Annotated in this window: 23 protein-coding genes, 1 tRNA gene and 1 pseudogene; 10 read left to right on the top strand and 15 right to left on the bottom strand. The window is 57.1% G+C overall.

The window, feature by feature from the left end:
• Window positions 1-109 precede the first annotated feature (109 nt).
• On the bottom strand, window positions 110-763 hold the full coding sequence (locus tag C449_RS05115) for a helix-turn-helix domain-containing protein (protein ID WP_006076896.1): 654 nt from the start codon (window positions 761-763) through the stop codon (window positions 110-112).
• Between the two features lie 134 nt (window positions 764-897).
• Here C449_RS05115 and C449_RS05110 point away from each other — a divergent pair, with 134 nt between their 5' ends.
• Both C449_RS05110 and C449_RS05105 read left to right on the top strand, forming a co-directional pair.
• Window positions 898-1,134, top strand: coding sequence for a DUF2249 domain-containing protein (locus C449_RS05110; protein ID WP_006076895.1), 237 nt, complete (start codon window positions 898-900; stop codon window positions 1,132-1,134).
• Window positions 1,135-1,187: 53 nt separating this feature from the next.
• The gene (locus C449_RS05105; RefSeq protein ID WP_006076894.1) at window positions 1,188-1,421 is read left to right on the top strand and encodes a DUF2249 domain-containing protein; all 234 of its coding nucleotides are present in this window, start codon (window positions 1,188-1,190) and stop codon (window positions 1,419-1,421) included.
• Between the two features lie 69 nt (window positions 1,422-1,490).
• On the opposite strand, the gene C449_RS05100 is transcribed toward C449_RS05105, so the two are convergent.
• Window positions 1,491-1,760, bottom strand: a complete 270-nt coding sequence (locus C449_RS05100) for a DUF2249 domain-containing protein (protein ID WP_006076893.1) — start codon at window positions 1,758-1,760, stop codon at window positions 1,491-1,493.
• A 161-nt stretch (window positions 1,761-1,921) separates the two neighbouring features.
• Between C449_RS05100 and C449_RS05095 the strand changes: the two genes are divergently transcribed.
• The 3 genes and pseudogenes from C449_RS05095 (at window position 1,922) to C449_RS17420 (ending at window position 3,686) form a co-directional block, all read left to right on the top strand.
• On the top strand, window positions 1,922-2,224 hold the full coding sequence (locus C449_RS05095; RefSeq protein ID WP_006076891.1) for a CGCGG family putative rSAM-modified RiPP protein: 303 nt from the start codon (window positions 1,922-1,924) through the stop codon (window positions 2,222-2,224).
• 3 nt (window positions 2,225-2,227) lie between these two features.
• Window positions 2,228-3,330: pseudogene (locus C449_RS05090) on the top strand (TIGR04053 family radical SAM/SPASM domain-containing protein).
• A gap of 14 nt (window positions 3,331-3,344) precedes the next feature.
• Window positions 3,345-3,686, top strand: a complete 342-nt coding sequence (locus tag C449_RS17420; protein WP_080504896.1) for a glutamyl-tRNA reductase — start codon at window positions 3,345-3,347, stop codon at window positions 3,684-3,686.
• Window positions 3,687-3,740: 54 nt separating this feature from the next.
• Here the strand turns inward: C449_RS17420 and C449_RS05085 are convergent, their stop codons facing one another.
• From C449_RS05085 to C449_RS05075, 3 genes are all read right to left on the bottom strand, one after another.
• Window positions 3,741-4,265, bottom strand: a complete 525-nt coding sequence (locus C449_RS05085; RefSeq protein ID WP_006076889.1) for an Rrf2 family transcriptional regulator — start codon at window positions 4,263-4,265, stop codon at window positions 3,741-3,743.
• A gap of 95 nt (window positions 4,266-4,360) precedes the next feature.
• On the bottom strand, window positions 4,361-5,548 hold the full coding sequence (locus tag C449_RS05080) for a TIGR04347 family pseudo-SAM/SPASM protein (protein WP_006076888.1): 1,188 nt from the start codon (window positions 5,546-5,548) through the stop codon (window positions 4,361-4,363).
• On the bottom strand, window positions 5,545-5,844 hold the full coding sequence (locus C449_RS05075; RefSeq protein ID WP_006076887.1) for an Htur_1727 family rSAM-partnered candidate RiPP: 300 nt from the start codon (window positions 5,842-5,844) through the stop codon (window positions 5,545-5,547). The genes C449_RS05080 and C449_RS05075 overlap by 4 nt, the downstream gene beginning before the upstream one ends.
• Window positions 5,845-6,754: 910 nt before the next feature.
• Between C449_RS05075 and C449_RS18970 the strand changes: the two genes are divergently transcribed.
• Entirely contained in the window at window positions 6,755-7,705 is a 951-nt protein-coding gene (locus C449_RS18970; RefSeq protein WP_049913904.1) for a hypothetical protein, read from the top strand.
• Window positions 7,702-8,571, top strand: coding sequence for a hypothetical protein (locus C449_RS05065; protein WP_006076884.1), 870 nt, complete (start codon window positions 7,702-7,704; stop codon window positions 8,569-8,571). Before C449_RS18970 ends, C449_RS05065 begins: the two co-directional genes overlap by 4 nt.
• 677 nt (window positions 8,572-9,248) lie before the next feature.
• On the opposite strand, the gene C449_RS05060 is transcribed toward C449_RS05065, so the two are convergent.
• Entirely contained in the window at window positions 9,249-9,713 is a 465-nt protein-coding gene (locus C449_RS05060) for a TSUP family transporter (protein ID WP_080504895.1), read from the bottom strand.
• A gap of 6 nt (window positions 9,714-9,719) precedes the next feature.
• Complete coding sequence (locus tag C449_RS17720; RefSeq protein WP_152415654.1) at window positions 9,720-9,968, bottom strand: hypothetical protein; 249 nt, start codon at window positions 9,966-9,968, stop codon at window positions 9,720-9,722.
• A gap of 396 nt (window positions 9,969-10,364) precedes the next feature.
• Here C449_RS17720 and C449_RS05050 point away from each other — a divergent pair, with 396 nt between their 5' ends.
• Window positions 10,365-11,288, top strand: a complete 924-nt coding sequence (locus tag C449_RS05050; RefSeq protein WP_006076881.1) for a DUF1152 domain-containing protein — start codon at window positions 10,365-10,367, stop codon at window positions 11,286-11,288.
• 19 nt (window positions 11,289-11,307) lie between these two features.
• Window positions 11,308-11,778 carry a hypothetical protein gene (locus C449_RS18450; protein WP_006076880.1) on the top strand — a complete coding sequence of 157 codons (471 nt, stop codon included), beginning with the start codon at window positions 11,308-11,310 and terminating at the stop codon, window positions 11,776-11,778.
• Between the two features lie 80 nt (window positions 11,779-11,858).
• Here C449_RS18450 and C449_RS05040 read toward each other — a convergent pair whose 3' ends face one another.
• Window positions 11,859-12,470 (bottom strand): cyclodeaminase/cyclohydrolase family protein, encoded by a 612-nt coding sequence (locus C449_RS05040; protein WP_006076879.1) that lies wholly within the window; start codon window positions 12,468-12,470, stop codon window positions 11,859-11,861.
• Window positions 12,471-12,611: 141 nt separating this feature from the next.
• Here C449_RS05040 and C449_RS05035 point away from each other — a divergent pair.
• A tRNA-Met gene (locus tag C449_RS05035) sits at window positions 12,612-12,685 on the top strand.
• Between the two features lie 37 nt (window positions 12,686-12,722).
• Here C449_RS05035 and C449_RS05030 read toward each other — a convergent pair.
• The 7 genes from C449_RS05030 to C449_RS05000 all read right to left on the bottom strand — a co-directional run bounded on the left by C449_RS05030 (window position 12,723) and on the right by C449_RS05000 (window position 20,336).
• Window positions 12,723-13,349: a universal stress protein gene (locus C449_RS05030; protein ID WP_006076878.1), complete on the bottom strand. Its 627-nt coding sequence runs from the start codon at window positions 13,347-13,349 to the stop codon at window positions 12,723-12,725.
• Window positions 13,350-13,580: 231 nt separating this feature from the next.
• Window positions 13,581-15,932, bottom strand: a complete 2,352-nt coding sequence (locus C449_RS05025; protein WP_006076877.1) for a heavy metal translocating P-type ATPase — start codon at window positions 15,930-15,932, stop codon at window positions 13,581-13,583.
• A gap of 62 nt (window positions 15,933-15,994) precedes the next feature.
• On the bottom strand, window positions 15,995-16,744 hold the full coding sequence (locus C449_RS05020) for a helix-turn-helix domain-containing protein (protein WP_006076876.1): 750 nt from the start codon (window positions 16,742-16,744) through the stop codon (window positions 15,995-15,997).
• Between the two features lie 125 nt (window positions 16,745-16,869).
• Window positions 16,870-17,094: a hypothetical protein gene (locus C449_RS05015; protein ID WP_006076875.1), complete on the bottom strand. Its 225-nt coding sequence runs from the start codon at window positions 17,092-17,094 to the stop codon at window positions 16,870-16,872.
• A 168-nt stretch (window positions 17,095-17,262) separates the two neighbouring features.
• Window positions 17,263-18,513 carry a P-loop NTPase gene (locus C449_RS05010; RefSeq protein WP_049913902.1) on the bottom strand — a complete coding sequence of 417 codons (1,251 nt, stop codon included), beginning with the start codon at window positions 18,511-18,513 and terminating at the stop codon, window positions 17,263-17,265.
• Between the two features lie 3 nt (window positions 18,514-18,516).
• The gene (locus C449_RS05005; RefSeq protein ID WP_006076873.1) at window positions 18,517-19,428 is read right to left on the bottom strand and encodes a HEAT repeat domain-containing protein; all 912 of its coding nucleotides are present in this window, start codon (window positions 19,426-19,428) and stop codon (window positions 18,517-18,519) included.
• On the bottom strand, window positions 19,425-20,336 hold the full coding sequence (locus tag C449_RS05000) for a hypothetical protein (RefSeq protein WP_006076872.1): 912 nt from the start codon (window positions 20,334-20,336) through the stop codon (window positions 19,425-19,427). The genes C449_RS05005 and C449_RS05000 overlap by 4 nt, the downstream gene beginning before the upstream one ends.
• Window position 20,337 lies beyond the last annotated feature (1 nt).

Below are 20,337 nucleotides of genomic sequence, written 5' to 3'. Positions count from 1 at the left end.
TGATCGGTCATGTAGGGCTTGAATGTGGTCATTCTCTCCACAGTGCCGCAAGTGTACTCTCACGCCGACCGTTGGCCACCGCTATTGACGATAGCCCGGCCACGACATTTCATGTTCGTTCCGTCGACGTTGCTTCGGAAAGGTCCTCGACGAATCGTTTCATGATCTTCTCTTCGGCCCGGTGGAGGGTTTCACTACACGTTGATTTCGCCACATCGGATTCGGCGGCGAGATCGGTCAGCGAGCAACGTCGCGGCGTATCGTAGTAGCCCTGCTCGATGGCTGTCCGAACGAGTTCGAGTTGGCTGTCGGTGAGGAGTTGCGTTGGTTCGATATGCTGGTGGATTTCATTGACCGTGAACGGGATCTCGAACTGTTCGAACTGATTGCCGAGCTCGGAGAGACGCCGCTGCGGTGCGGTAATCTCCCAGTTGGCCTCTCCCTCTTCGATAGTGAACGGCATTTCGAGCGGGACGCCCGAGTCTTGGACTGGGAACAGCAACAACGGCATCGTCGTCTCGAACTGAATCAGCGCCTCATCACCATGTTGGCGGAGGATGTCGAGCTCGACGATCGAGTCACTCGCATTGATCTCAGAGAGAATCGAAGAGAGATTCTGGCTCGTGACTTCGGCGAGACCAACGCCAGCGTCATCGTCCGCGAGGGCCGCAAGGATGCGGAACGTTGCTTCCGGGTGTGCGCGTGAGACCTCTCCGATCCAGACGCTCTCAGGGATCGTGAGCGTGAGGTTGGCTCGTGGCATCGGTGTTCGTACGAATATATTCGGCCTGACTCCCAATCAGTGTTCCCGAACATGTTCGGTCACGGGATGAGGGACTCGAGGAGACGAACATCATCGGCGGAACGGCCATTTGTGTCGCTCATGAAGGACCATGCATGAGTATCGAACCAACCATTGAGGGAACCCAAGAGCTCGACGTCCGAACGATTGACGGCGAACCGTTTACTGACATCATGACAGCGCTCAAAGAGCTCGATGAGGACGAGACGCTCGTTCTCATCAATAGCTTCGAGCCTGAACCGCTCTACACCGTTCTCGAACGACGTGGCTTCGTCTACGAGACGACACATACTGGAGACGACGAGTGGCGCGTGTCGATCACGCACGACTGACCGAACATCTTCGGGAAAACGCCTTGGGGTCCCGGAGGAGTACGAGCAGCCGTATGTCAGAACAGACGCTCGATCTCCGCGATGTCCCGGCTCCGGAGCGCCATCCGAAGATCCACGACGCGTTCGCGGGACTGGACAGTGGCGAAACGCTAACGCTGGTCAACGACCACGACCCGAAGCCGCTGTTCTACGAGATGCAGGCTGAAGTCCCTGAATTCGACACCGAAGGGTACGAAGTCGAAGAACGTGGTGAGAACGAGTTCGTAGCCACGCTCCCAAAGAAGTGAGCGACTTACCGGACCAGTCTGATTTCGTGTCCGTCAACGGGATTTGAGATGTGAGCAGTCTCGCTCGGGTTACGGGTCCGGGGACCAGATGACAGTGACGACACCGAGTTCCGTCTCGATCGTCTCGTACTCGTATCCACGATCGGCGAGTTTCGGATACAGGTGTTGTGGAGCACGGTCATTTAATTGCACCAACACGGTTTCATCATCCAGCTCGACGAGGCGTTCGAGGGTGTTCTGGAGCGGTTGTGGCGGCGGGAGCTCGCGGGCGTCCATGGTCTCTCGCGCTCGGTCTGATGGCGCTTCAGTGCCCATCACGTACTCTTCGACAGCGGGCATGGTTTCGTTGATGGGCCACACTCTCACGAATACTTTCCCGAAGATGTTCAGAGTCCACTCGTCAGTATCGGATCGTCAGAGTGAATCTCATTCCATCCTGCTCCACCATCTCCGAACACGTTCGGGGATTTGCTTTCCAGCCCACGAGCCGAAGACCGAATATGGCGAGCGTCTCCCACAACGATGCCGAACCGATTACCGATCGTATGCATGACAATTCGTGGTCGGCGAATCTCGAAAAGCCTCACCACGCCGACGACAGTACGCTCGTTATCGAGCAGGCTATCGACGCGATCGATCACACGGAATCAGGCAACCACGTGAATCTCGTCACGCATGGAGATCACGGCCATCCACGAGAGTACCTCTTCGGGGCGCTCGCCGACGAGTACGGCGGCGATATCGAGTGGAGCTACGTCGAACAGTGTGGTTGCGGTGGCCACGTCACCCGCGTCCACGTCTAATCGATGCCGAGGAATCCACGGGAGATCGACACCACCCAAAGACCGTTCGTTCTCATCTGGGAGGTAACGCAGGCGTGTGACCTCGCCTGCAAACACTGTCGAGCAGACGCGCACCCGCAGCGAGATCCGGACGAACTCACGACAGCAGAGGGCAAGGAGCTTCTGGACGATGTACGCGCCTTCGGCGACGGACAACTCGTCGTGTTGTCAGGTGGTGATCCGCTCGCTCGGGATGACACCACCGAACTCGTCGACTACGGAACCGACAACGGGCTTCGGATGACGCTCACGCCGAGTGGGACGACATCGCTCACCGCCGATCGGATCCAGACGGTGGCCGATGCCGGCCTTCGCCGCATGGCACTAAGTATCGATGGCGGGTCGGCCACGACACACGACGAGCTCCGTCAGGAACGGGGCAGTTTCGACCAAACCCTGCAAGCAGCACGTGACGCTCAGGCGGCCGGACTGCCGATACAGATCAACACGACCGTCTGTGCAGAGACCGTCGACGAACTCCCTGCTATTAGGGATCTCGTTGCGGATCTCGGTGCTGTACTCTGGTCGGTGTTTTTCCTCGTCCCGATCGGCCGCGGGCGAGTCCTCGATCCGATTTCACCCGACCGTGCAGAACGAGTCTTGGAATGGCTGTGTACCGTCAGCGATGAGGCATCGTTCGGGATCAAGACGACCGAGGCACCTCACTATCGACGTGTTGCGATCGAACGGGACCGTGCCGACCATGCTACCCGTAAGCCAGCGGAGGACGGCATCGGCCGGCGGCTCGGAATCACCGCCGGGAACGGGTTCGCGTTCATCAACCATACTGGCGAAGTGTATCCCTCGGGTTTTCTGCCCGAAACAGCCGGAACGTCAAACACGAGAGTATCGTCGACGTGTACCGAGAATCAGAGCTGTTCCAAACTCTTCGAGACCCGGACGCCTTCCAGGGCAAGTGCGGCGCGTGTGAGTACCAGCACGTTTGCGGCGGGAGCCGGTCGCGAGCGTACGCGTACACTGGTGACCCACTGGCAAGTGATCCGCTCTGCGCGTACACGCCGGATGAGTACGATGGAGCGCTTCCCGAACAGCAGTTCACCGCCTGAGAGACTACTCATCGATGACCCAAAGTACCGAGAACAGTGTTCAGAGCCGTCGGAATCACGCATCAGGACGACCAGTGGATCCAGATCCCTCACGAGAGCGAGCTATCGAGCACATTCACGCTCACGCAGAACGGATCAAGCAGCGGGAACTCGAGACAGCTTTCACGAAGCTAGGAAATCAGGGAAACCTCACTGAATCGCAGCGCGAGATCATCGCCGACATGGCGGACACGCTCGTTACTGAGTTGGTGGCTCCGCCGACGCAATCACTTCGAAACGCTCGGTCCGAGGACCGATCTGACGTTCAGACAGCGCTGAAGTTGTTTGATCCGGATTCACTATCAAATGGAGAATAACAGTGACAGCTTCCCAGGCGTGAATGCTGGGGGTTCCCGACTACAATTGAGATATCAGTTGTCGACAGGTGCATCCATGCTCTCGGTGTCAAGCACCAGGATGTTGTCAGTATCGACAATACCATCGATCCGTCCGGTAATGGCGAGACGCGATTTCGGGGTCGGTCCTACGGTAACAGTATCACCGTCTTGAAAGTCCTCCGTCGACCCTTGAATGTGAATCTCCGCGCGACACTTCTCAGGGTGATGGACGCTGAGGAAATCGATCTCCTGGACGTTCACGGTCTCAATACGCTCGTCATTGAGGGTGAGCGGGACGGATGCAGGTTCGTCCATCTCCTGGATATCGAGCGCGTTGTAGGCGTTCGCGGTCGGTTTATACCCTCCTTTGGGGCCCGAAACGCCCTTGACGAGCTGAAGTGCTTTGAGGCTCTGCATCTGATTGCGGATCGTGCCGGGCTTGCGATCGATCATCTCCGCGACGGATTCGCCTTTGATCGCGGTTTCACTCTCGCGGTAGAGATCGACCAGTGTCTGGAGGACCTTCTTCTGGCTGTCCGTTAGTTCGATTGATGACATATTCTCATACTAGGAGGGCTATACATTTCAAACCCAGTGGGTGAGCGCTTGATGGCCCATTCTTTGAGATGGTACAAGACGGACGGTGAGCGGAATTATGCATTCGAGGCGATTTCACCGTCTGTGAGATAACACTGCGGATCAGGCGCGAACGGGTCGTCGTGAACGGCGAGCGCGCGGAGACGTGACGCCCCGCGACAAATGTTCTGATACTGGCATCGGGCACATTGACCTGATAATCGCTGCTCTCGGTTACGCAACGCCTTCAACAGAGGGTTTGATTCGTCTTCCCAGATAGCACTGAATGGGCGATCACGGACGTTTCCGAGGCTATAGTTCTGCCAGAACTGTGTGAGATGGACGTTACCCTGGTAGTCGATGTCGGCGACACGCTCGCCAGTTGGATCGCCCCCATTCCGGCGGAGGTAGTCGTATATTCGTTCAGCTTTGGACTCACTCAGATACTGACGCGCGTATTCCACGAGATAGGCAGCATCCGCGTAGTTACCGACGAGTAGCGTCTCGATCTCCTCGTCTTGGTCGTAGTACCTTCGAGTGAGATCACAGAGTCGCTTCACGGCAGCCCGCTTCTCTTCTGGGGGGAGATCGAGGTCGACGATGTCCGCACCACGGCCACCGTAATCGAGGTGATAGAAGCAGAACCGATTGACGCCTTCGTCGTGGAGGAGATCAATGACACCGGAGAGATCACCTGCATTCTGCTTGGTGATCGTGTACCGAAGCCCAGTCTTGAGTCCGGCGTCGAGACACGCTCTAATCCCGCGAACAGCAGCATCGAATGCACCGTCCTGTCCACGGAACGCATCGTTTCGTTCGGGGAGTCCATCAACCGAGATTCCAGCATACTCGAGCCCCGCCTCACGCAGGTTCCGAGCGCCTTCGGGGGTGATTAGCGTGCCGTTTGTCGAGAGAACAGGACGGATACCTCTCGAATCGGCATACCTGATCAGTTCGTTCAGATCGTCGCGGACGAGGGGTTCTCCACCGGAAAACAACACTACTGGAACCGCATACTCGGCGAGGTCATCCAGTAGGCGTTTACCTTCTTCAGTAGTGAGTTCGCCCTGCGCGGTTTCAGTATCGGCGGCCGCATAGCAGTGGGAGCAATAGAGATTGCACTGCTTGGTGAGGTTCCAGACGACGACCGGCTGCTGTTGCTTGCGATCGGTGATCTGGGGCTTTGAAGATTCGCTGGCAGCATCGTATCGAAGACCGTCGCCCTCTGCGTCGAGGTCACAGAGGAGTTTGCTGATCGAAATCACGCTTCGTGGCTCCGCTTTTCACCTTCTTCATCGGGGCTGACTGAATCGGCTTGTTCATCGAGCGTGTATGTGGAATATCGTCGAACGTCGGATGCTGGACACAGCCAAATATCGGTCGCATACCACCTGAACAGCTTTGTCGCCTGTATGTGAGCAACATCGGCTGTCGGAGCGGAAATGCTGCCTGTATGCCGTAATGGGTCAGTCTTCTCATTCCGAATGAAAATCTCCCACTCCTGTTCGACCGCATCGCGGGGCTGATCACCGACACGGTACTGTTTCGATTTCTCAACCATAATTGTGAATGGGAGTCCCATCGCAAACACCCTTCTCCCGATGATATTCGGGTGAGAATAGTGATGTTAACTACACCTTGCACTTACCGTCTTACAAGCCATGGATGGGCCGTCAATTCAAACCAGAGGTGCCGATCGATAGTGTTCCAGTAACGAACAGAGCGACACTAATCAAGGCAAGTAGTACCGAAATTGAACCACCCCCTATTCTCGTGGCCGTTAATGAAAACAAACATATCGAACCAATCGCCAGTGCTATCGCTCCACCGATGATCTGCCGGCGTTCGGTCCAGTTCACCCTGATCCAGGGGTGGGCCATGGTCGACAATGCAGCCTTAGGAGACTAATCAATCACCCCGAACATATTCGCCTATCGACGCATGTGAGATGTGAGGATGCTTTCTGGATTGTTCAAGTTGTGTCGAGATACGCCTTACACTCTATGATTCTCACCTCGAGGTGCTGGAGATTTTAGTGAGGAGATTGTTCCAACAGTCCGAACAGAGACGTTTTTCTTTTCGTTGATTGGGTGCGCTATCACTTTCGTCTTCAAGCACTATCCGATGGCGCGGATAGCGGTCGTCCGAGAGGAGAGTATCACAGAGCGGACAATGCGTGTCAGATTCTCTCATGTAGGAGGTCGAGTCTTTCATGGTTTTCGATTCCGTCATTTTACTTCTTATCCAGACATTCCTGTTCGAAAGGGCATGAATCACTTCCTTGGGAATTAAAGGTGCTTATTCGTGAGTGGTACTATATCCGAATCCCGTCTTGCCCGACGCGCCCGAACGCTTAGAGAGATTACCCAATGGTGGCTACATTTCCTGGTGACTAGTACTGGGAGGATGCCATGGATGTAAAGATGAATGTGAGAGCCCTTATATACGATTAGGTACTACGATTTACAAGCATGCTCGCGCGAGCCCATCTTGCTGTGTTAGACACACTCAGTTCTGGGTATGAAGCAACTCTTGATGACCTCGTGGCAGGCACAGCGTATTCCCGGACACATCTCTACCGAGTGCTAGATGACTTACTCACAGCTGGCCTACTCACCGAATCCCGAGGTCATCACAACCAGCGTCGTGTCCGCGTAACTGACGATCCAGTGGTCGAAGCATATCGCCAACTCACATCGAAGCTCGGACACGTAGAATGGATAAATCTCCTTTCTCCAGCCACCATACGCATCTGTTGGTATCTTGACGAGCCACGTCGTGTCGCAGCGATTGCCGACCGTTTGGATATCTCTCGCCAAGCAGTCCACAATGCGCTGTCACCGTTGAAAAACCGAGCCATGTTATCGCCTGCTGGACCAGAGTACGCCCTAGCCGATGATCTGCACCCATTACTGGAGTTCGTTCAGGCTCTCGTTACGCACGAACATCGGAAGCGAGCTCGACATCTTGCACCAAGCGCGACGGTTGAGTGGTGCGACCCAAAGCGGGCACTCATTCGAGTGTCTGAACCTGAAGATACCGATATTCTCCGGTCGTCTGACGACTGGCAGGTATCAGGACTGGCGAGGTTCCAAGCGTTTGGGCTCCGATTCTATCTTTCGGGCGAGCCTGCCTTCTGGTACGCTCCCACGGAAGAACTGACGCCTGCCGAGGTGGTCTGTCATACGCTTGTACTCGATAGTGATTCCCGACGAGTGAGTTACGCCATGCTCTTGATCGAGACAGCTGAGATCGATGAAGGGGTGCTCACTGATATCGCCGACTGGTATGGGGTAGCGGCTGGGGTGTCTGAAATGTATCAAGCTCTCAGGGAGGATTTGGAACAGACGGATGGACACACTGTAAGACTACCGAGTGAAGCCGAATACTCGGCGTTGAAAGCGCAGTACGCAGGAACATGACTGTATTCCGGGGTGGAGATGCGATCACGGAGTTCTTGGAAGAGTTTGACGGCTGGCTCTCGGAATCAGTTCAGGTCTATCTTCTTGGAGGTTCTGCAATGACTATCCGTGGCCTGACGGATCAAACGGAGGATATCGATTTTGCGCTAGGAGTTTCTTCTGAGTTTGAACACGTTCGTGAGTCGCTTCAAGACCAGGGATTCGAGATCACTGGTGAGCCCACAGCATCGTTTGAGGAGGTCGGGAAAACGATCGAGCTTCACCATTCTGAACGGGGCCTTCTGATTGATATCTTTGAACGACAGGTAGTCGGGAAGGTGTGGATCACCGAACGGATGCACGAACGAGCAGAGAAGTTCTGGTCAGGGGATCACACCACTGCTTTCGTGTTATCTGACGAGGATATGTTCTTGCTGAAAGCAGTTTCCGGAGGTGACCTCGGGAGCGGTAGACGACGTGATATCGAGGATATGAGACGGTACGCACAACGAGGGCTAGAGTACGACGTTATCCTCAACGAAATCGAGAAACAGCGACCATTCAACACAGGCTCGACCGAAGCAAGACAAATCCGAGATCGCTCTCATCCGCTATTCGCTATTGAAACGGCCGTACATTCACTCTCAGGCCTCCCAAGTACATTCACAAATCGTGTATCGGAGTTCGCAACTGAATTCGAGATCGAACATGTGGTTCTACGTTCTGTCGATGATGGAATTCACGATATAGATGCAATTTACAGAGATGTTCTGGCTAATGTGCGATCGCTCTCGGAGGGCGATGGTGCCGAGGTGGAAGCAGGTGTCGACCGACTGAGCCAGAAACGGATTCTCGAACGGGACGATGGCACTGTTCGTTTTCGCTGATATTCCGAGGCGAGCAACTCGTGTCCTGATACCGGGGAAGAAGCGTGCTATGAGGATTTGCACTGACTTTCGGAGTTCTCACATCACAAATTGTTGTCTTGTTGAAATCACCGTGCGAGATATAGGGGGAGTGCATCGTCGGGTGAGTCTATGAACTGTCCAATAACCGTGGAGCCGAGCATAACCGTGCTCGGATTTTCTCACTCCGTTTCCGAGTTCAAAGTTGCCTCACAATGTGAACAATTATCTTGATCTTGAGAGGTTAGAGATCCACACTCGGGACAGTTGATTTTCTCGGCTGGTTGTGCGTTTTCGCTTCCTGAGTTTGCATGTCGATGGTCATAGAGAACGCTACACTCGTCACACCGGGCCATATTTCGCCCATCCCATGTACTGCCAATCACCTGTTTGAGATCGCTCTCTTGATTCATGCGGACGTTGATTTCCGTCATCTCCGTGCCTCCACAGACCGGACAGACCATACGTAGCGACTATCCCATCGTCGGTGATTAAATCCACCGCCCAATCAATGACCGTAGATCCCAAAAACTACTGTCTGGCATTCTGAAGTTACAGCGAGCCATTGCTGCATAAGCGCCTTGTATCTCGCACGCTGTATCTCTCAACTGCAGAGAAGGACTCGCGCAAATCTATGAATTGCTCCGATAATCCCTACATCAGAGTATCTGGGCGAATGGAATCACCACGAGAACCAACGCATACCCTGGAACGAGATACTGAAGCGCACGGTTCGGAAGCGCACGCACGGTATACGGAGAGAGGATTGCGGCGAGGAAGCCGCCTGCAAACACCGACGGGAGCAACATGAGATTGATCTCGACGCCAGCGGCGGTAATGCCAAAGAAGGCGGCAATGCCAGCGAGAGAAACAACCCCCTCAGCCATCGACGTGATCGCAGTCGCGCTCTTTTCGTAGACACCGGAGATGATTTCACCGAGCGTGATCACCGGTCCGTACCCGCTCCCGGCGATGCCCTTGTTTAACCCGGCGAAGATCGCGAAGCCAATCAACCACCGAGGTCGGTACTCAGTCGCCGCCCCGACGTACTTCTGGACGAGCGTGGTCGAAGCAACCAGCAGCACTACCACGCCGACGTAGCCCTTGATGTACGCACTTGGAATCGAGAACTAGAAGTACGTTAATACGACTGAGACGACGACTGCGAGTACGCCGAGGACGATGATGATTCCGAGCACGCGCGTTGCTTCGACGGCGGAGTCGTTCTCGAAGCCGAATTCGACGTTCTTGAACTCGTTGTGGAACAACCCGGAGACGATCCCAGTAGCGGCCTCTGAGAGCAACAAGACGGGTGTGACCGCCAGCGGGTCGTAGCCAAGGACGAACAGAAGCGCCCCGATCGTTGCTCCGAATCCCATCTCGGAGGCTGAATCCAACGTCTCAAAGACGAACGCCGACACGGCTACAACGGGGAGCAACAACGCAACGGATTCGGCGGACTCGGGCGTAAACCGAGGGACGACGTACGCAACGAGAATCCAGAGCAAAACCACATACAGAACGAGCGCAAGTCCGATTCGCTGCCAGCTCGTGCGGTCGAGTTGGAGACGATTCACCACTGGCAACGCATCCAGCTCGCGGGCGATGGCACCGATTTCTCCCCGATCTTCAGACGATGTTTGATCGTCCATGGTTTGGATATATAATATCGATATCCAAAGGACAAACTTCGGTCGGAGAGCGCACTCCTTGCCGAGAGCTATGATGGGGCCGCAGTGCGAGAATATTTTGAATAAGTAGGCTCAGTCACAACCATGGAGACTCTCGAGGAGACGTTCGACCATGACCGGGCACTCGTCTTCGGTGTCGGAGGATGTGGAGATATTGTCAGCACGATCCCGACTGCTCGCCTGCTTGAATCGCATGGTGTCGACATCGTTCTCGGTGGCGTCGCCTGGGAGCGTGTCGTCGTCGACCCGACGCCCGGTCCCCGACATTTCGAGGAGATCACCGGCATCGAACAACTGAATGACGCGGCTGCGCTTGCGTCAGCGGAAACCGCCACGCAGGACGGAATCGAATTTGCCGAGACACACGTTGCCCGTCAGTATGACGAAGAAGTGCTCCTCATCGATATTGGCGGGGGCGCACGCGGGGTAGCAAAAGGGCTCGATGATGCCTGCGACCAACTCGATATCGACCTCGTCGTCGGTACCGATGCAGGCGGTGACGTACTCGCAGCGGGAGACGAGCCGGGAATCAAGAGTCCACTGACAGACGCCGTGATGCTCTCTGTGTTGGACCTTCTCAATGTCGATACCTGTCTCGGGATGTATGGGTACGGGAGCGATGGCGAACTCACACTCGATGAAATCACAGCTGGGATCGGTCGGGCAGCTCGACGAGACGGACTTCTCGGTGCGTGGGGGCTGACGCCCCGTATTGTTGATGAGCTTGATGCGCTCTTGGATGAGGTGACTACGGAGGCAAATCGGCTTCCAGTAGAAGCGGCGCGCGGGAAGCTCGGCGATGAAGCTATTCGGGATGGAGAGCGGTCGGTCGAACTCACGCCTGCGAGTACTGTTACATTCTATCTTGACCCAGCAGCCGTGGCAGCTGGCTCTGCCCTCGATACGCACGTTCGGGATACCGAGAGTTTCGAGGCCGCTCACGAAGCTCTGAGCCAAGCCGGTTACGAAACTGAGCTTGATCTGGAACGGCGACTTACTGCCCAGTGAATACCCTCTCTGGAAAATAATGGACGAAACTCCGAATTCTGAAGGCGACAACGAGACGAACGGGGAACGCGCTACGTCGAGACAGTGGTCGGACTGGCGGTCTGGTTCTTTCTATCGTAAATCATTCGGTAGCGACGCCGACGAGGCGTTCGATCTCGCCGTCGAGACAATGTTCTGGGCGTGTGACGCCTTCCATGGGATTTTAGATAAGAAAGATCTCGGCTACGTGGTGATTTCTGAGGAGGAGCACAGAGACAAGCCGAAAGCGCAGTATGCATGGCAGTTGATCGAGGAGGGCGACGACCGAGTAGCGGATATCGAGGCTCCTGCCGGAGCAATCAATCTTAGTGGAACGCATGACGCGCGTGAGTACCGGGAACGGCGGAATCTGAAGGGCAAACAGGGCTCGGTGTGGCTGTTTTTCGGCACTGGATATGAGCGAGTTAGGGTCGTCGGTCGTCACAGAAATCGAGGCACCGATGAGGAGTAGCCATGGGGTGAGAAGCTATAGGGGACGAATCACAACAGATCCGCTCAGACCATGACCGGCCTGGGAGCAAAGCAGGACGGTCAGGCAATTTCCTCAATGTTTGCTTCTACCTGTTTCAGCGCTTCGTCGTCCCGCCTGTCGATCTCGGCCAAACGCGCCTCGATGTCCGCGACAGCAGTTGGATCCTCTATCAGCTCCAGATTGCTCTGTACAGTGAATACTGACGCTTTCAGGGCTGAGTGAGCAAGAAATGCACCTGTTCCGGCGTCGGCGATGGCATTTCGGTTTCCCTTCGCCGTTACCACTCTCGCATGTTCGAGAACGCCGAGACAGGTCTCAGCTATCTCGAGAGGCACTTCGGCAGTACGGCGTGATTTCTCTTGGACCAGTTCGGCGCGATCTTCGTCGTTCGGTGTTTCGAACGCTGCCTGCAACTCGTCAACAGCCATCGAGTCTTCGTCTGCGAGTTCCAACAAGCGAACCCGGCGTGTCCCGAGCTCATCACGAATATCGGTTAGCTCGGGTCGAACGTCGGCGTAGCCGTCTTTCTCGATCGTGTGGATACACACCATCTCACAAAGCGCCGCACCGAAAGCACCGCCGACGGCAGCGACTGCACCGCCACTTGGAGTCACGGCGCTTGCTGCGACATTCTCGAGGAACTGATTGATAGTCTGATCGGCGAAGGTCATGTCTGACTGCCGGTGGTGGCCGATCAAGTATCTGTTCCCGCTGTTGCTTCCCGGCTCTGGATGATTTCGGTACACTCTCGCACCGTTTGCGGAAATATGAATTTCGCCACCCTTACTGCCGTTCGAGCCAAATGAATCGATAGCGGGATGGGATAGCCAGACATTCCAGCGGGTTCATATCCCGCAGATCGGTGGTTCGAATCCACCTCCCGCTATGTTTTCTGCAAGCATATCGCCGGTCGTGTCTACCCCTCAATTGACCTTTGCAAGGCTCACATCGCCCGTAGTGCGGTTGATGTGGACGTTGAACGTCCCATTGTCGCCAGTACGCGCTCTGACGATCCACGTGCCGCTCACTCGATACGGTTCGTCCGCGATCGAGGTCACCTCGTAGCCATCGTCTTCGAGACTTCGAGTTGCGAGGTCAATCGCCTGTTCGGTATCCGTGACGGCTGCTTCATGGCTCGCCAACGAAACCGTGAGGACAGGGACGTCACTCGCCCGAACGACTCGCTCGGTGACGCTCCCGATCAAGAGTCGGTCGAGACCCGATCTCCCACGGGTTCCCATCACGACGAGGTCGATATCGTGTTCATCGGCGTAGTTGAGGATCGCCTCGTGTGGAGTGCCCTGTTCGATATCACCCATGACAGCGACGTCGCGTTCGGCCGCCACATCCTCGACGTGTTCGATGGCATTGGCTCCCTCCCGCTCATACGAATCGACGATTTGGTTTCGGTTCGTCTCAGGAATCTCGGCGTCGTCGACGACGTAGAGCGTGTGGAGAGTCCCGCCGGACAGCTCCGCGATGTCTACTGCGTGTTCGAGCGCGCTCGCTTGGTTGCTCCCATCTGTCGGGAAGAGGATTCGGTCGTACATCGTTTGGCTTCCAGTAGATCATACGCTATCCGGTGGATAATGGGCTGTGCCAATTCTCGGTTTGCGGGAATGAGTCTACCGATGATGGGCTATACGGCGGTGAAAAACCGATTCGGTATCGAACCACGCGTTGAGGAACCGATAGCTGCGCTCGGTCGAGGTGGTTCACACCCTGGTGTGTTTTGATCTTTGATTTCACTCTTGACACACTAACAATAGTGGTTTATTGATTCACACTTCCGCCTCTCGATCAGCGTCGTTGTGTAGGCTGTCGGGGACAATCCGCGAGAGTCGCATCGCGTTTCCAGTGACCCCGAGGCTCATCCCCATGTCGCCGACGACCACGGCTACAGCAACGCTAACGTAGCCGAGTGGGACACCGATTGCAAGCAGCGCCTTCACTCCGAGGCTCGCCCAAATATTCTGTTGAATCACGTTTCCTGCTTTGTGCGACAGGTCGTACAGGTACGGGAGTTTCGAGAGATCATCGCCCATAAGCGCGATATCGGCCGTCTCCAGTGCCGTATCCGTTCCGGCAGCCCCCATCGCAACGCCGACAGTCGCGGTCGCAAGAGCCGGTGCATCATTTACTCCGTCGCCAACCATTGCGACGTCTCCGTACTCATCACGTAGCTTGTCGAGTGCCTCGATCTTCTGCTCAGGGAGGAGTTCCGCACGGTACTCGTCGACACCGACCTGCTCGGCAATGGCGTGGGCCGTTCCTTCATTATCGCCCGTGAGCATCACGACGCGGCCGACGCCCAACTCATGCAGGCGCTCAACGGCACGCCGCGAGGTTGAACGTACTTCGTCGGCGATTGCGATGCCACCCACCAATTCCGTTTCCGTCCCAACGAGGACGACCGTCCGTCCCTCCTCCTCAAGTCCGGCGAGCACGTGGTCCGTGTACTCCTTCTCCTGTTCCTCCAGACCGGAGTCTGCGGTGACCTCTTCTGACACGGTCCCACCGTCGGTTGTGCGGCGTGCTTGTGGGAGGTCGAAGCCGAGTTCCTCGAACAGTGCAGGCTTACCCACAAAGTACGTCTCGCCGTCGATTGTGGCGCGAATACCCTTTCCAGTCAGACTCTCGAAGTCAGAGGGTGCTGGGAGGTCAGTCACGTCGCCCTCGTCGGCACGGGTGAGAATCGCTTCGGCAATCGGATGTTCACTGCGCTGCTCCAATCCTGCACCGTACCGGAGAACATCCGACTCGCTGTGGTCTCCAAGCGGAACGATATCGGTGACCGTGAGTTCGCCCTTCGTGAGCGTTCCAGTCTTGTCCAGCGCAACGGCATCGACCTCGCCCATCGCTTCGAGGTGGTTGCCGCCCTTGATTAGGACGCCGTTCTTCGCGGCGCTCGTGATGCCCGACACCACGGAAACGGGCGTCGAGATGACGAACGCGCAAGGACAGGCGATCACCAACAGCGTGAGGCCACGAATGAACCATGTCTGCCACGGCCACCCGAGCACGAGCGGCGGTACAGCAGCAGTGAGGATCGCCAGTACGACGACCGCGGGCGTGTAGTAGCCCGAGAAGCGGTCGACGAACTGCTCTTTTTCCGTTTTCTTTTCCTGAGCACCCTGTACCATCCCGATGATCTGCGAGAGTGTCGAGTCCCCCGCGGTCGATGTAACCTTTACTTCGAGGTAGCCCTCCTCGTTGATGGAGCCAGCGTACACGTCGTCGCCTTCGGCCTTGTCGACGGGGACGCTCTCGCCGGTGATCGGTGACTGGTCGACCGCACTCCCACCCTCGATGACCGTGCCATCCAGTGGAATCTTTTCGCCGGGACGGACGACGACGGTTTCGCCGATCTCGACTTCTTCGACGGATACGGTCACCTCTTCATCGTCGCGGCGGACCGCGGCCTCGTCGGGCGAGAGTTCCATCAGTTCACGCAGCGAGTTCCGTGCCCTGTCCATCGCGTAGTCTTCGAGGAGCTCCGCGACACTGAACAGGACCGCAAGCGTCGCGGCTTCGACGAAGTAGCCGATGCCGGTGGCCGCGATGATCGCCGTCCCCATCAGAAGCTCAATATCGAGACTCAGATTCCGCGCCGAGTAGTACCCGCCACGAACGACAGGATAGCCGCTGACGGCGATCGCGACGAGAAACAGTCCGTCCGCAACCGTGAACGAATGGCTGAGAAGGGTCGCAATCTCTGGGTTCTGTCCGGCGAGGACGAACTCGAAGAGGAGACCGAGCACGACGAATCCTGCCCCTATCCACGTCTTGATGGCGCGCGAACTCGTCCAGATCTCGGACGGAGGTGCAATTTCCATGCCATCGACGGATTCTCCGTCAGAACCGTCTTCGCCGCCGATGACTTCATAGCCCGCGCCCTCGATGGCCGCAATCACGTCGGCCTCGGCGGCACGGTCAGGATCATAGCTTACCGTGGCCATGCCCGTCGTGGGTTGGAGGGTGGTGTCAGTAATTCCGTCGACGCGCTGGAGACTCTTGTCGACTTTCTGCGCACAAGAGGGGCAGTCCATCTCCGGAACGGTGAGCCGGACGGACAACTCTCGCGCCTGCCCACTGTCGTGTTCCTGCGCTGCTGCGTCTGCGTTTTCGGTCATCACTGCGAGATAGGGCAGTCAACTCGATAAGCGTTAGTTGGAACATTCCAATCCAAAGGGGGTCAGAGCGGCGTCGACAGCTCGTCTGGTAGCTGCTCGCGAGCGACGTGCTGCTTCGCCAAGTGTTCCTCCGCCCGCCGGAGTCGGTAGGTAAGCGTTGACCGTGGCGCGTCAAGATGCTCAGCCAACTCAGACACATCGACCTCCCGTGGTGACTCGTAGTAGCCATGTTCGACGGCGGCCTGGAGAGCCGCTTCCTGCTCTGGCGACAACTCGGTTGCACTGCCGTCTCCGTTGCTCGGCGGTGTCGAGGCAGCTGCCGTTCGGAGCATCTCCATCTGCGCGCAGTCGCCGACGGCAGTTTCAAGCTCATCAAAAAACCCACTCACATCCCCCTCGCCGGAGTGGATGATGCGCCAGGTATAGTGGCGACTCTCGTGGTGCGTATCGAACAGCAAGCCGTCACCGAGATGATCGCGGGCGATGTGGGGGATGGACGAACAGAGGGGAGTGCGCTCCCAGTACGAGTAGAGAACAAGTGTGTCGTCGGTATGGTCGAGAACCTGTGTACTCTGAGTAGCGTCGCAGTCCTCGGTGGCGAGACAGTCCGCGTAGTAATCGCTGTTGAGAAAGGCATTTTCGATGGCAGCGAGAGCGTCGGGCGTCCCCGTGGCGTGATCGACACGCCAGAGACGCTCCTCAGTAACGTGCAGCGAGAGCGAACGAATCGAAGCATCTGGATGGTCAGCGAGAGTATCAGCTACCCGATTGCAGCCGGGTTCGTATTCGAGGGCAAAGACGAGTTCGCGCATAGGATCCGATAGGTACTACAGAGCCATAACAGGTGGTTTCAGCCTGTTAGATTCGACTAGTCGGATCAGATCACGTCGTCCGGATCGTGCGTTTCCTGCATCCGCTGTGCCTCGGCGGCGTACCGTTACTGGAGATCCGGGTCATCGACGGAGCCGAGGTTATCCGGGTCAGCATCGACGGCCGCTGTGGTGTCGCGCACGTCAGTAAAGGAGGTAAGTGCCCGCTCCTTCCGGTAGTATTGCTCACCGCCAGTGGTCGCATAGGTGAGAATAATCAAATTCTGCTCATCGTCGGTGTAGGTGCGTTCAACCAGCCACACACGCACATCGTCGTCCAGTTGATTCGGCATATTCGTCTGGTCGTCGCTTGTAGGTATTAAATAATATAGTGGACCAGTACCTGCAAATTGTTGGCTCCTCCCTTCCTACTCGTTCTCCTACGCACGGCGTCTCGCTCATTGAGGAAGAGAGCTCCGCCTTGCTGTCCAGCTGAAACGAGAGGTTCGTGAGTAGAATATTCACGGAGAAACTGCCTTGAGTACCCACTTTTCGAGCCCACGGCGCTCGGTCGTGAACTCTGGGAGTACATCAGTCGGATCCCCATCTGTGCCCGTGAGGGTGACTAAAAATTCGCCGACTGGGGTTGGATCGCGGTCGCTCACGAGATACAGTGATTCACCAGAATCAAGCGACTCGAACGTTCCGCGCACCCGCTCCACTCGTTGTTGGGCTTCGAGACCACGGATATCAACTGGATCTTCGGGAAGTTCGAGGCGGTCAGCATCGTCCAACTGCTCACCAACCGACTCGGCCAATCTCTCGAATGCTTCGGGGGCGGTGCCCGGTTTCGGTTGCGCCTGCAAGTCTGGCGAGAACGGAAGACGAGTCAACGCCGGCATATCGAGTTCTTCAGTCAGCGTCCCCCCGGGGAACATGTCGTGGTTCTTCTCGCAATCGTCGCAAACGAAGTGGTCCATATTCAGCACATACCCGAGAACCGGGACACCGTTCTCCTCGAACAGACGCCGACTCCGACGGGTATCCTCGACGCTGGTGTGAAACGGCGTCGTGACGAAGACGACACCATCGATAGGGACCTCTTGCAGCGTCGTCAACAGAACGTCGCTGGTGCCGGGCGGCAAGTCGATGACGAGTGTATCGGGATCGTCCCATGCAGTGTCGGCGAACAGGTCAGAAAGCGCGTCGTGGGCCATCGCTCCCCGCCAGGCCAAAGGACCACCTTCAGTCATCAGGCCCACGCTTATGACCTCCATACCTCCGACGGTGGCCGGAATCGGATTATCGTCATCGTCGGACAGTATCGGACCATCGACATCGAGGAGTGAGGGGACGTTCGGACCGAAGATATCCGCGTCGAACAAGCCCACATCGCGATCGGCCGCGAAAGTGCAGGCCAGCTGGGTGGCGACAGTGGATTTTCCAACCCCGCCCTTCGTTGATGCGACGGCGATCACGGTATCGATCTCGGCGATGGATACCCGGTCGCCGGTATCGACTTCCGCGGGCTCGACGTGGGCACTCTCGACACCGGCCACGTCCCGAACCGCGTGCAACATCGTATCCATGACTTCAGTGCTGGTCCGGGGATCGAACTGGGCTAAATTCGCCTCGACGGTGACCGAGTCCCCCTCGATGGTGATATCTTCGACCAGCCCGGCCTCGAATACGTTCATTCCGGACCGGGAGTCCTCAACCGATCGAAGCGTCTCTTCTACGTCTTCCTGAATTTGAGGGTCGTGTTCACTCATGAGTTAGAGGGTCGGTTGACGATTCAGTAGGTCTTCACCGGGGAGGAGAGTGTCTCCCTCCTCCATCGCTCCCGTGAACCGCCGCCGGAAGCGGGCAGGATCGACCGACCTGGCGTGTCTGGCAGTCAGCGCCACGATGTCACTGTCGTCGGAGGTTGCCATTCCCTCCAACGTCCGGCGGGCACGATCGTCGTCGATACCTCCGAGGACATGAGCGGCCCACTCTCGGACACGCTCACTTGGATCGGTCGCCATCTCGATAGCGTCGTCTTCGATATCCTCGCCGCGAACTTTGAACAGCGAGATCAGGGCGTTCCGGCGAGCAGCATGGTGGTCATCGGTCAGTGCAGCCTCCATTCGTTCAGCATACCCTTCTCGGTCGATACGATCGAGTGCAACGAGAGCCTCAGCCCGAACCCAGGGGTCCTCGTCGTCGTGCGAGATGGCGAGTGCGACATCGCCGGCGTCGTCGGCTCGGAGTTTGGCGAGTGATTCGATCGCGAACTGTCGGACATCGGAATCATCGTCGCCAAGCGCTACCTGTGACAGCGCGCTTACGACCGCCGCTGACCCGTCAGTTTCGGCGAGCGCAAGCGTGGCACGCCGCCGTTCCGTTTTCGATCCATCCTCGAGATCGGCGAGCAGTTCGCGGGCCGACGCGTCAGCCACTGGATCAGTGTCACTCGCGGTCAGTTCGTCCGGAGTCATTTCCCCGAGCGTGACGTCCCGGCCTACCTCGATGTCCGCGAGACTATCAAGAGTGTGATCGAACCCTGGACTCTTCCGCGGATCAAGTTGTGGGTCAGGTTCTTCTTCGATCTCCTCGTACTCCGGGTCATCCGAGTACGGGTTGCTCTCGCACCCGCATCCGCTATCACAGCCGCAGTCGTGGTCGTGATCGTGGTTGTGGCTCATGCTGAATCACTTCCGGTGTCGAATAGAATCCCGAGAATGAGTGCTACTGCAAGTACGACACTGAGTGCGCGCGGGATCGACGAGGGAACGCCCGCCATCAAGAGCAGGAGTCCCGCGACCGCCGGCGTGATTCGGTGACGCATTACCCCCTCTGTTATCGTTGCGGTCAGTCCACCCACGGCTGCCGCGAGCAGGACCGCCGACGCACCGACGGCGCTTCCGGCTATCAGCACGATCGCCCCCGACACGAACGGGGCAGATGCGGTCAGGGAGAACGTTCCAACTCCAGTGAGAGCGCCAACCGCAAGCGGGCCGAGGCTCGATCTAACGGCAAGCGGCGTCATTGCCATCCCGACGAGTGCGAGCGTCGTACCGGCAGGTCGGAGCGCAGCCGGGCGGACACCGATGGCTCCGAACAACGAGAGAGTCAGGCTTCCGAGAAGCGCTATCGCGACGAGGCCGCCGAGGCTCTGCCATCGATAGTCCTGCCGTTTGAGACCTCTCGTTTGGCCGATCAGCAGCAACCAGCTTCCAGCAACGGTGACTCCGACCGCCGGCACAGCGATTGCGGACGTCAATGCCGACAGGAGCCCGAACACGCCGACAAGTATCAGTCCGATTCGTTCCCATGCCTCCTCAGCAGTCACACCAAGAAGGATAATCCCGCCAGCCGGGCCGACAACCGCCGCAGTCGTCACTGTATCGAACCATACGCTGGAACTAACCAGTGGAAGACCGACGGGAACGTTCACGGCGATTCGAGTGAGGGTCAGCAGAGCGATGCCGACTACTGCTACGAGACCCGCCGAGAGTCGAACCGTCGGCGTCTGCGAGTTTGGAACGACCCGGGAGGCTGTCCCCGCGAACGATCGCACACGTTCGCTCATTCCGCCGGTCGATTGACTCATC

Source organism: Halococcus saccharolyticus DSM 5350, from assembly GCF_000336915.1.
Lineage (GTDB): Archaea > Halobacteriota > Halobacteria > Halobacteriales > Halococcaceae > Halococcus > Halococcus saccharolyticus.
Note: the sequence above shows the minus strand (reverse complement) of the source record. Positions and strands in the feature narration are given on the sequence as shown.

Excerpts from the sequence above, each read along its gene's own strand:
- C449_RS05115 (WP_006076896.1), bottom strand. The coding sequence starts at position 763 with ATGCCACGAGCCAACCTCACGCTCACGATCCCTGAGAGCGTCTGGATC.
- C449_RS05110 (WP_006076895.1), top strand. The coding sequence starts at position 898 with ATGAGTATCGAACCAACCATTGAGGGAACCCAAGAGCTCGACGTCCGA.
- C449_RS05105 (WP_006076894.1), top strand. The coding sequence starts at position 1,188 with ATGTCAGAACAGACGCTCGATCTCCGCGATGTCCCGGCTCCGGAGCGC.
- C449_RS05100 (WP_006076893.1), bottom strand. The coding sequence starts at position 1,760 with ATGCCCGCTGTCGAAGAGTACGTGATGGGCACTGAAGCGCCATCAGAC.
- C449_RS05095 (WP_006076891.1), top strand. The coding sequence starts at position 1,922 with ATGGCGAGCGTCTCCCACAACGATGCCGAACCGATTACCGATCGTATG.
- C449_RS17420 (WP_080504896.1), top strand. The coding sequence starts at position 3,345 with ATGACCCAAAGTACCGAGAACAGTGTTCAGAGCCGTCGGAATCACGCA.
- C449_RS05085 (WP_006076889.1), bottom strand. The coding sequence starts at position 4,265 with ATGTCATCAATCGAACTAACGGACAGCCAGAAGAAGGTCCTCCAGACA.
- C449_RS05075 (WP_006076887.1), bottom strand. The coding sequence starts at position 5,844 with ATGGTTGAGAAATCGAAACAGTACCGTGTCGGTGATCAGCCCCGCGAT.
- C449_RS18970 (WP_049913904.1), top strand. The coding sequence starts at position 6,755 with ATGCTCGCGCGAGCCCATCTTGCTGTGTTAGACACACTCAGTTCTGGG.
- C449_RS05065 (WP_006076884.1), top strand. The coding sequence starts at position 7,702 with ATGACTGTATTCCGGGGTGGAGATGCGATCACGGAGTTCTTGGAAGAG.
- C449_RS17720 (WP_152415654.1), bottom strand. The coding sequence starts at position 9,968 with ATGGGATTCGGAGCAACGATCGGGGCGCTTCTGTTCGTCCTTGGCTAC.
- C449_RS05050 (WP_006076881.1), top strand. The coding sequence starts at position 10,365 with ATGGAGACTCTCGAGGAGACGTTCGACCATGACCGGGCACTCGTCTTC.
- C449_RS18450 (WP_006076880.1), top strand. The coding sequence starts at position 11,308 with ATGGACGAAACTCCGAATTCTGAAGGCGACAACGAGACGAACGGGGAA.
- C449_RS05040 (WP_006076879.1), bottom strand. The coding sequence starts at position 12,470 with ATGACCTTCGCCGATCAGACTATCAATCAGTTCCTCGAGAATGTCGCA.
- C449_RS05030 (WP_006076878.1), bottom strand. The coding sequence starts at position 13,349 with ATGTACGACCGAATCCTCTTCCCGACAGATGGGAGCAACCAAGCGAGC.
- C449_RS05025 (WP_006076877.1), bottom strand. The coding sequence starts at position 15,932 with ATGACCGAAAACGCAGACGCAGCAGCGCAGGAACACGACAGTGGGCAG.
- C449_RS05020 (WP_006076876.1), bottom strand. The coding sequence starts at position 16,744 with ATGCGCGAACTCGTCTTTGCCCTCGAATACGAACCCGGCTGCAATCGG.
- C449_RS05015 (WP_006076875.1), bottom strand. The coding sequence starts at position 17,094 with ATGCCGAATCAACTGGACGACGATGTGCGTGTGTGGCTGGTTGAACGC.
- C449_RS05010 (WP_049913902.1), bottom strand. The coding sequence starts at position 18,513 with ATGAGTGAACACGACCCTCAAATTCAGGAAGACGTAGAAGAGACGCTT.
- C449_RS05005 (WP_006076873.1), bottom strand. The coding sequence starts at position 19,428 with ATGAGCCACAACCACGATCACGACCACGACTGCGGCTGTGATAGCGGA.
- C449_RS05000 (WP_006076872.1), bottom strand. The coding sequence starts at position 20,336 with ATGAGTCAATCGACCGGCGGAATGAGCGAACGTGTGCGATCGTTCGCG.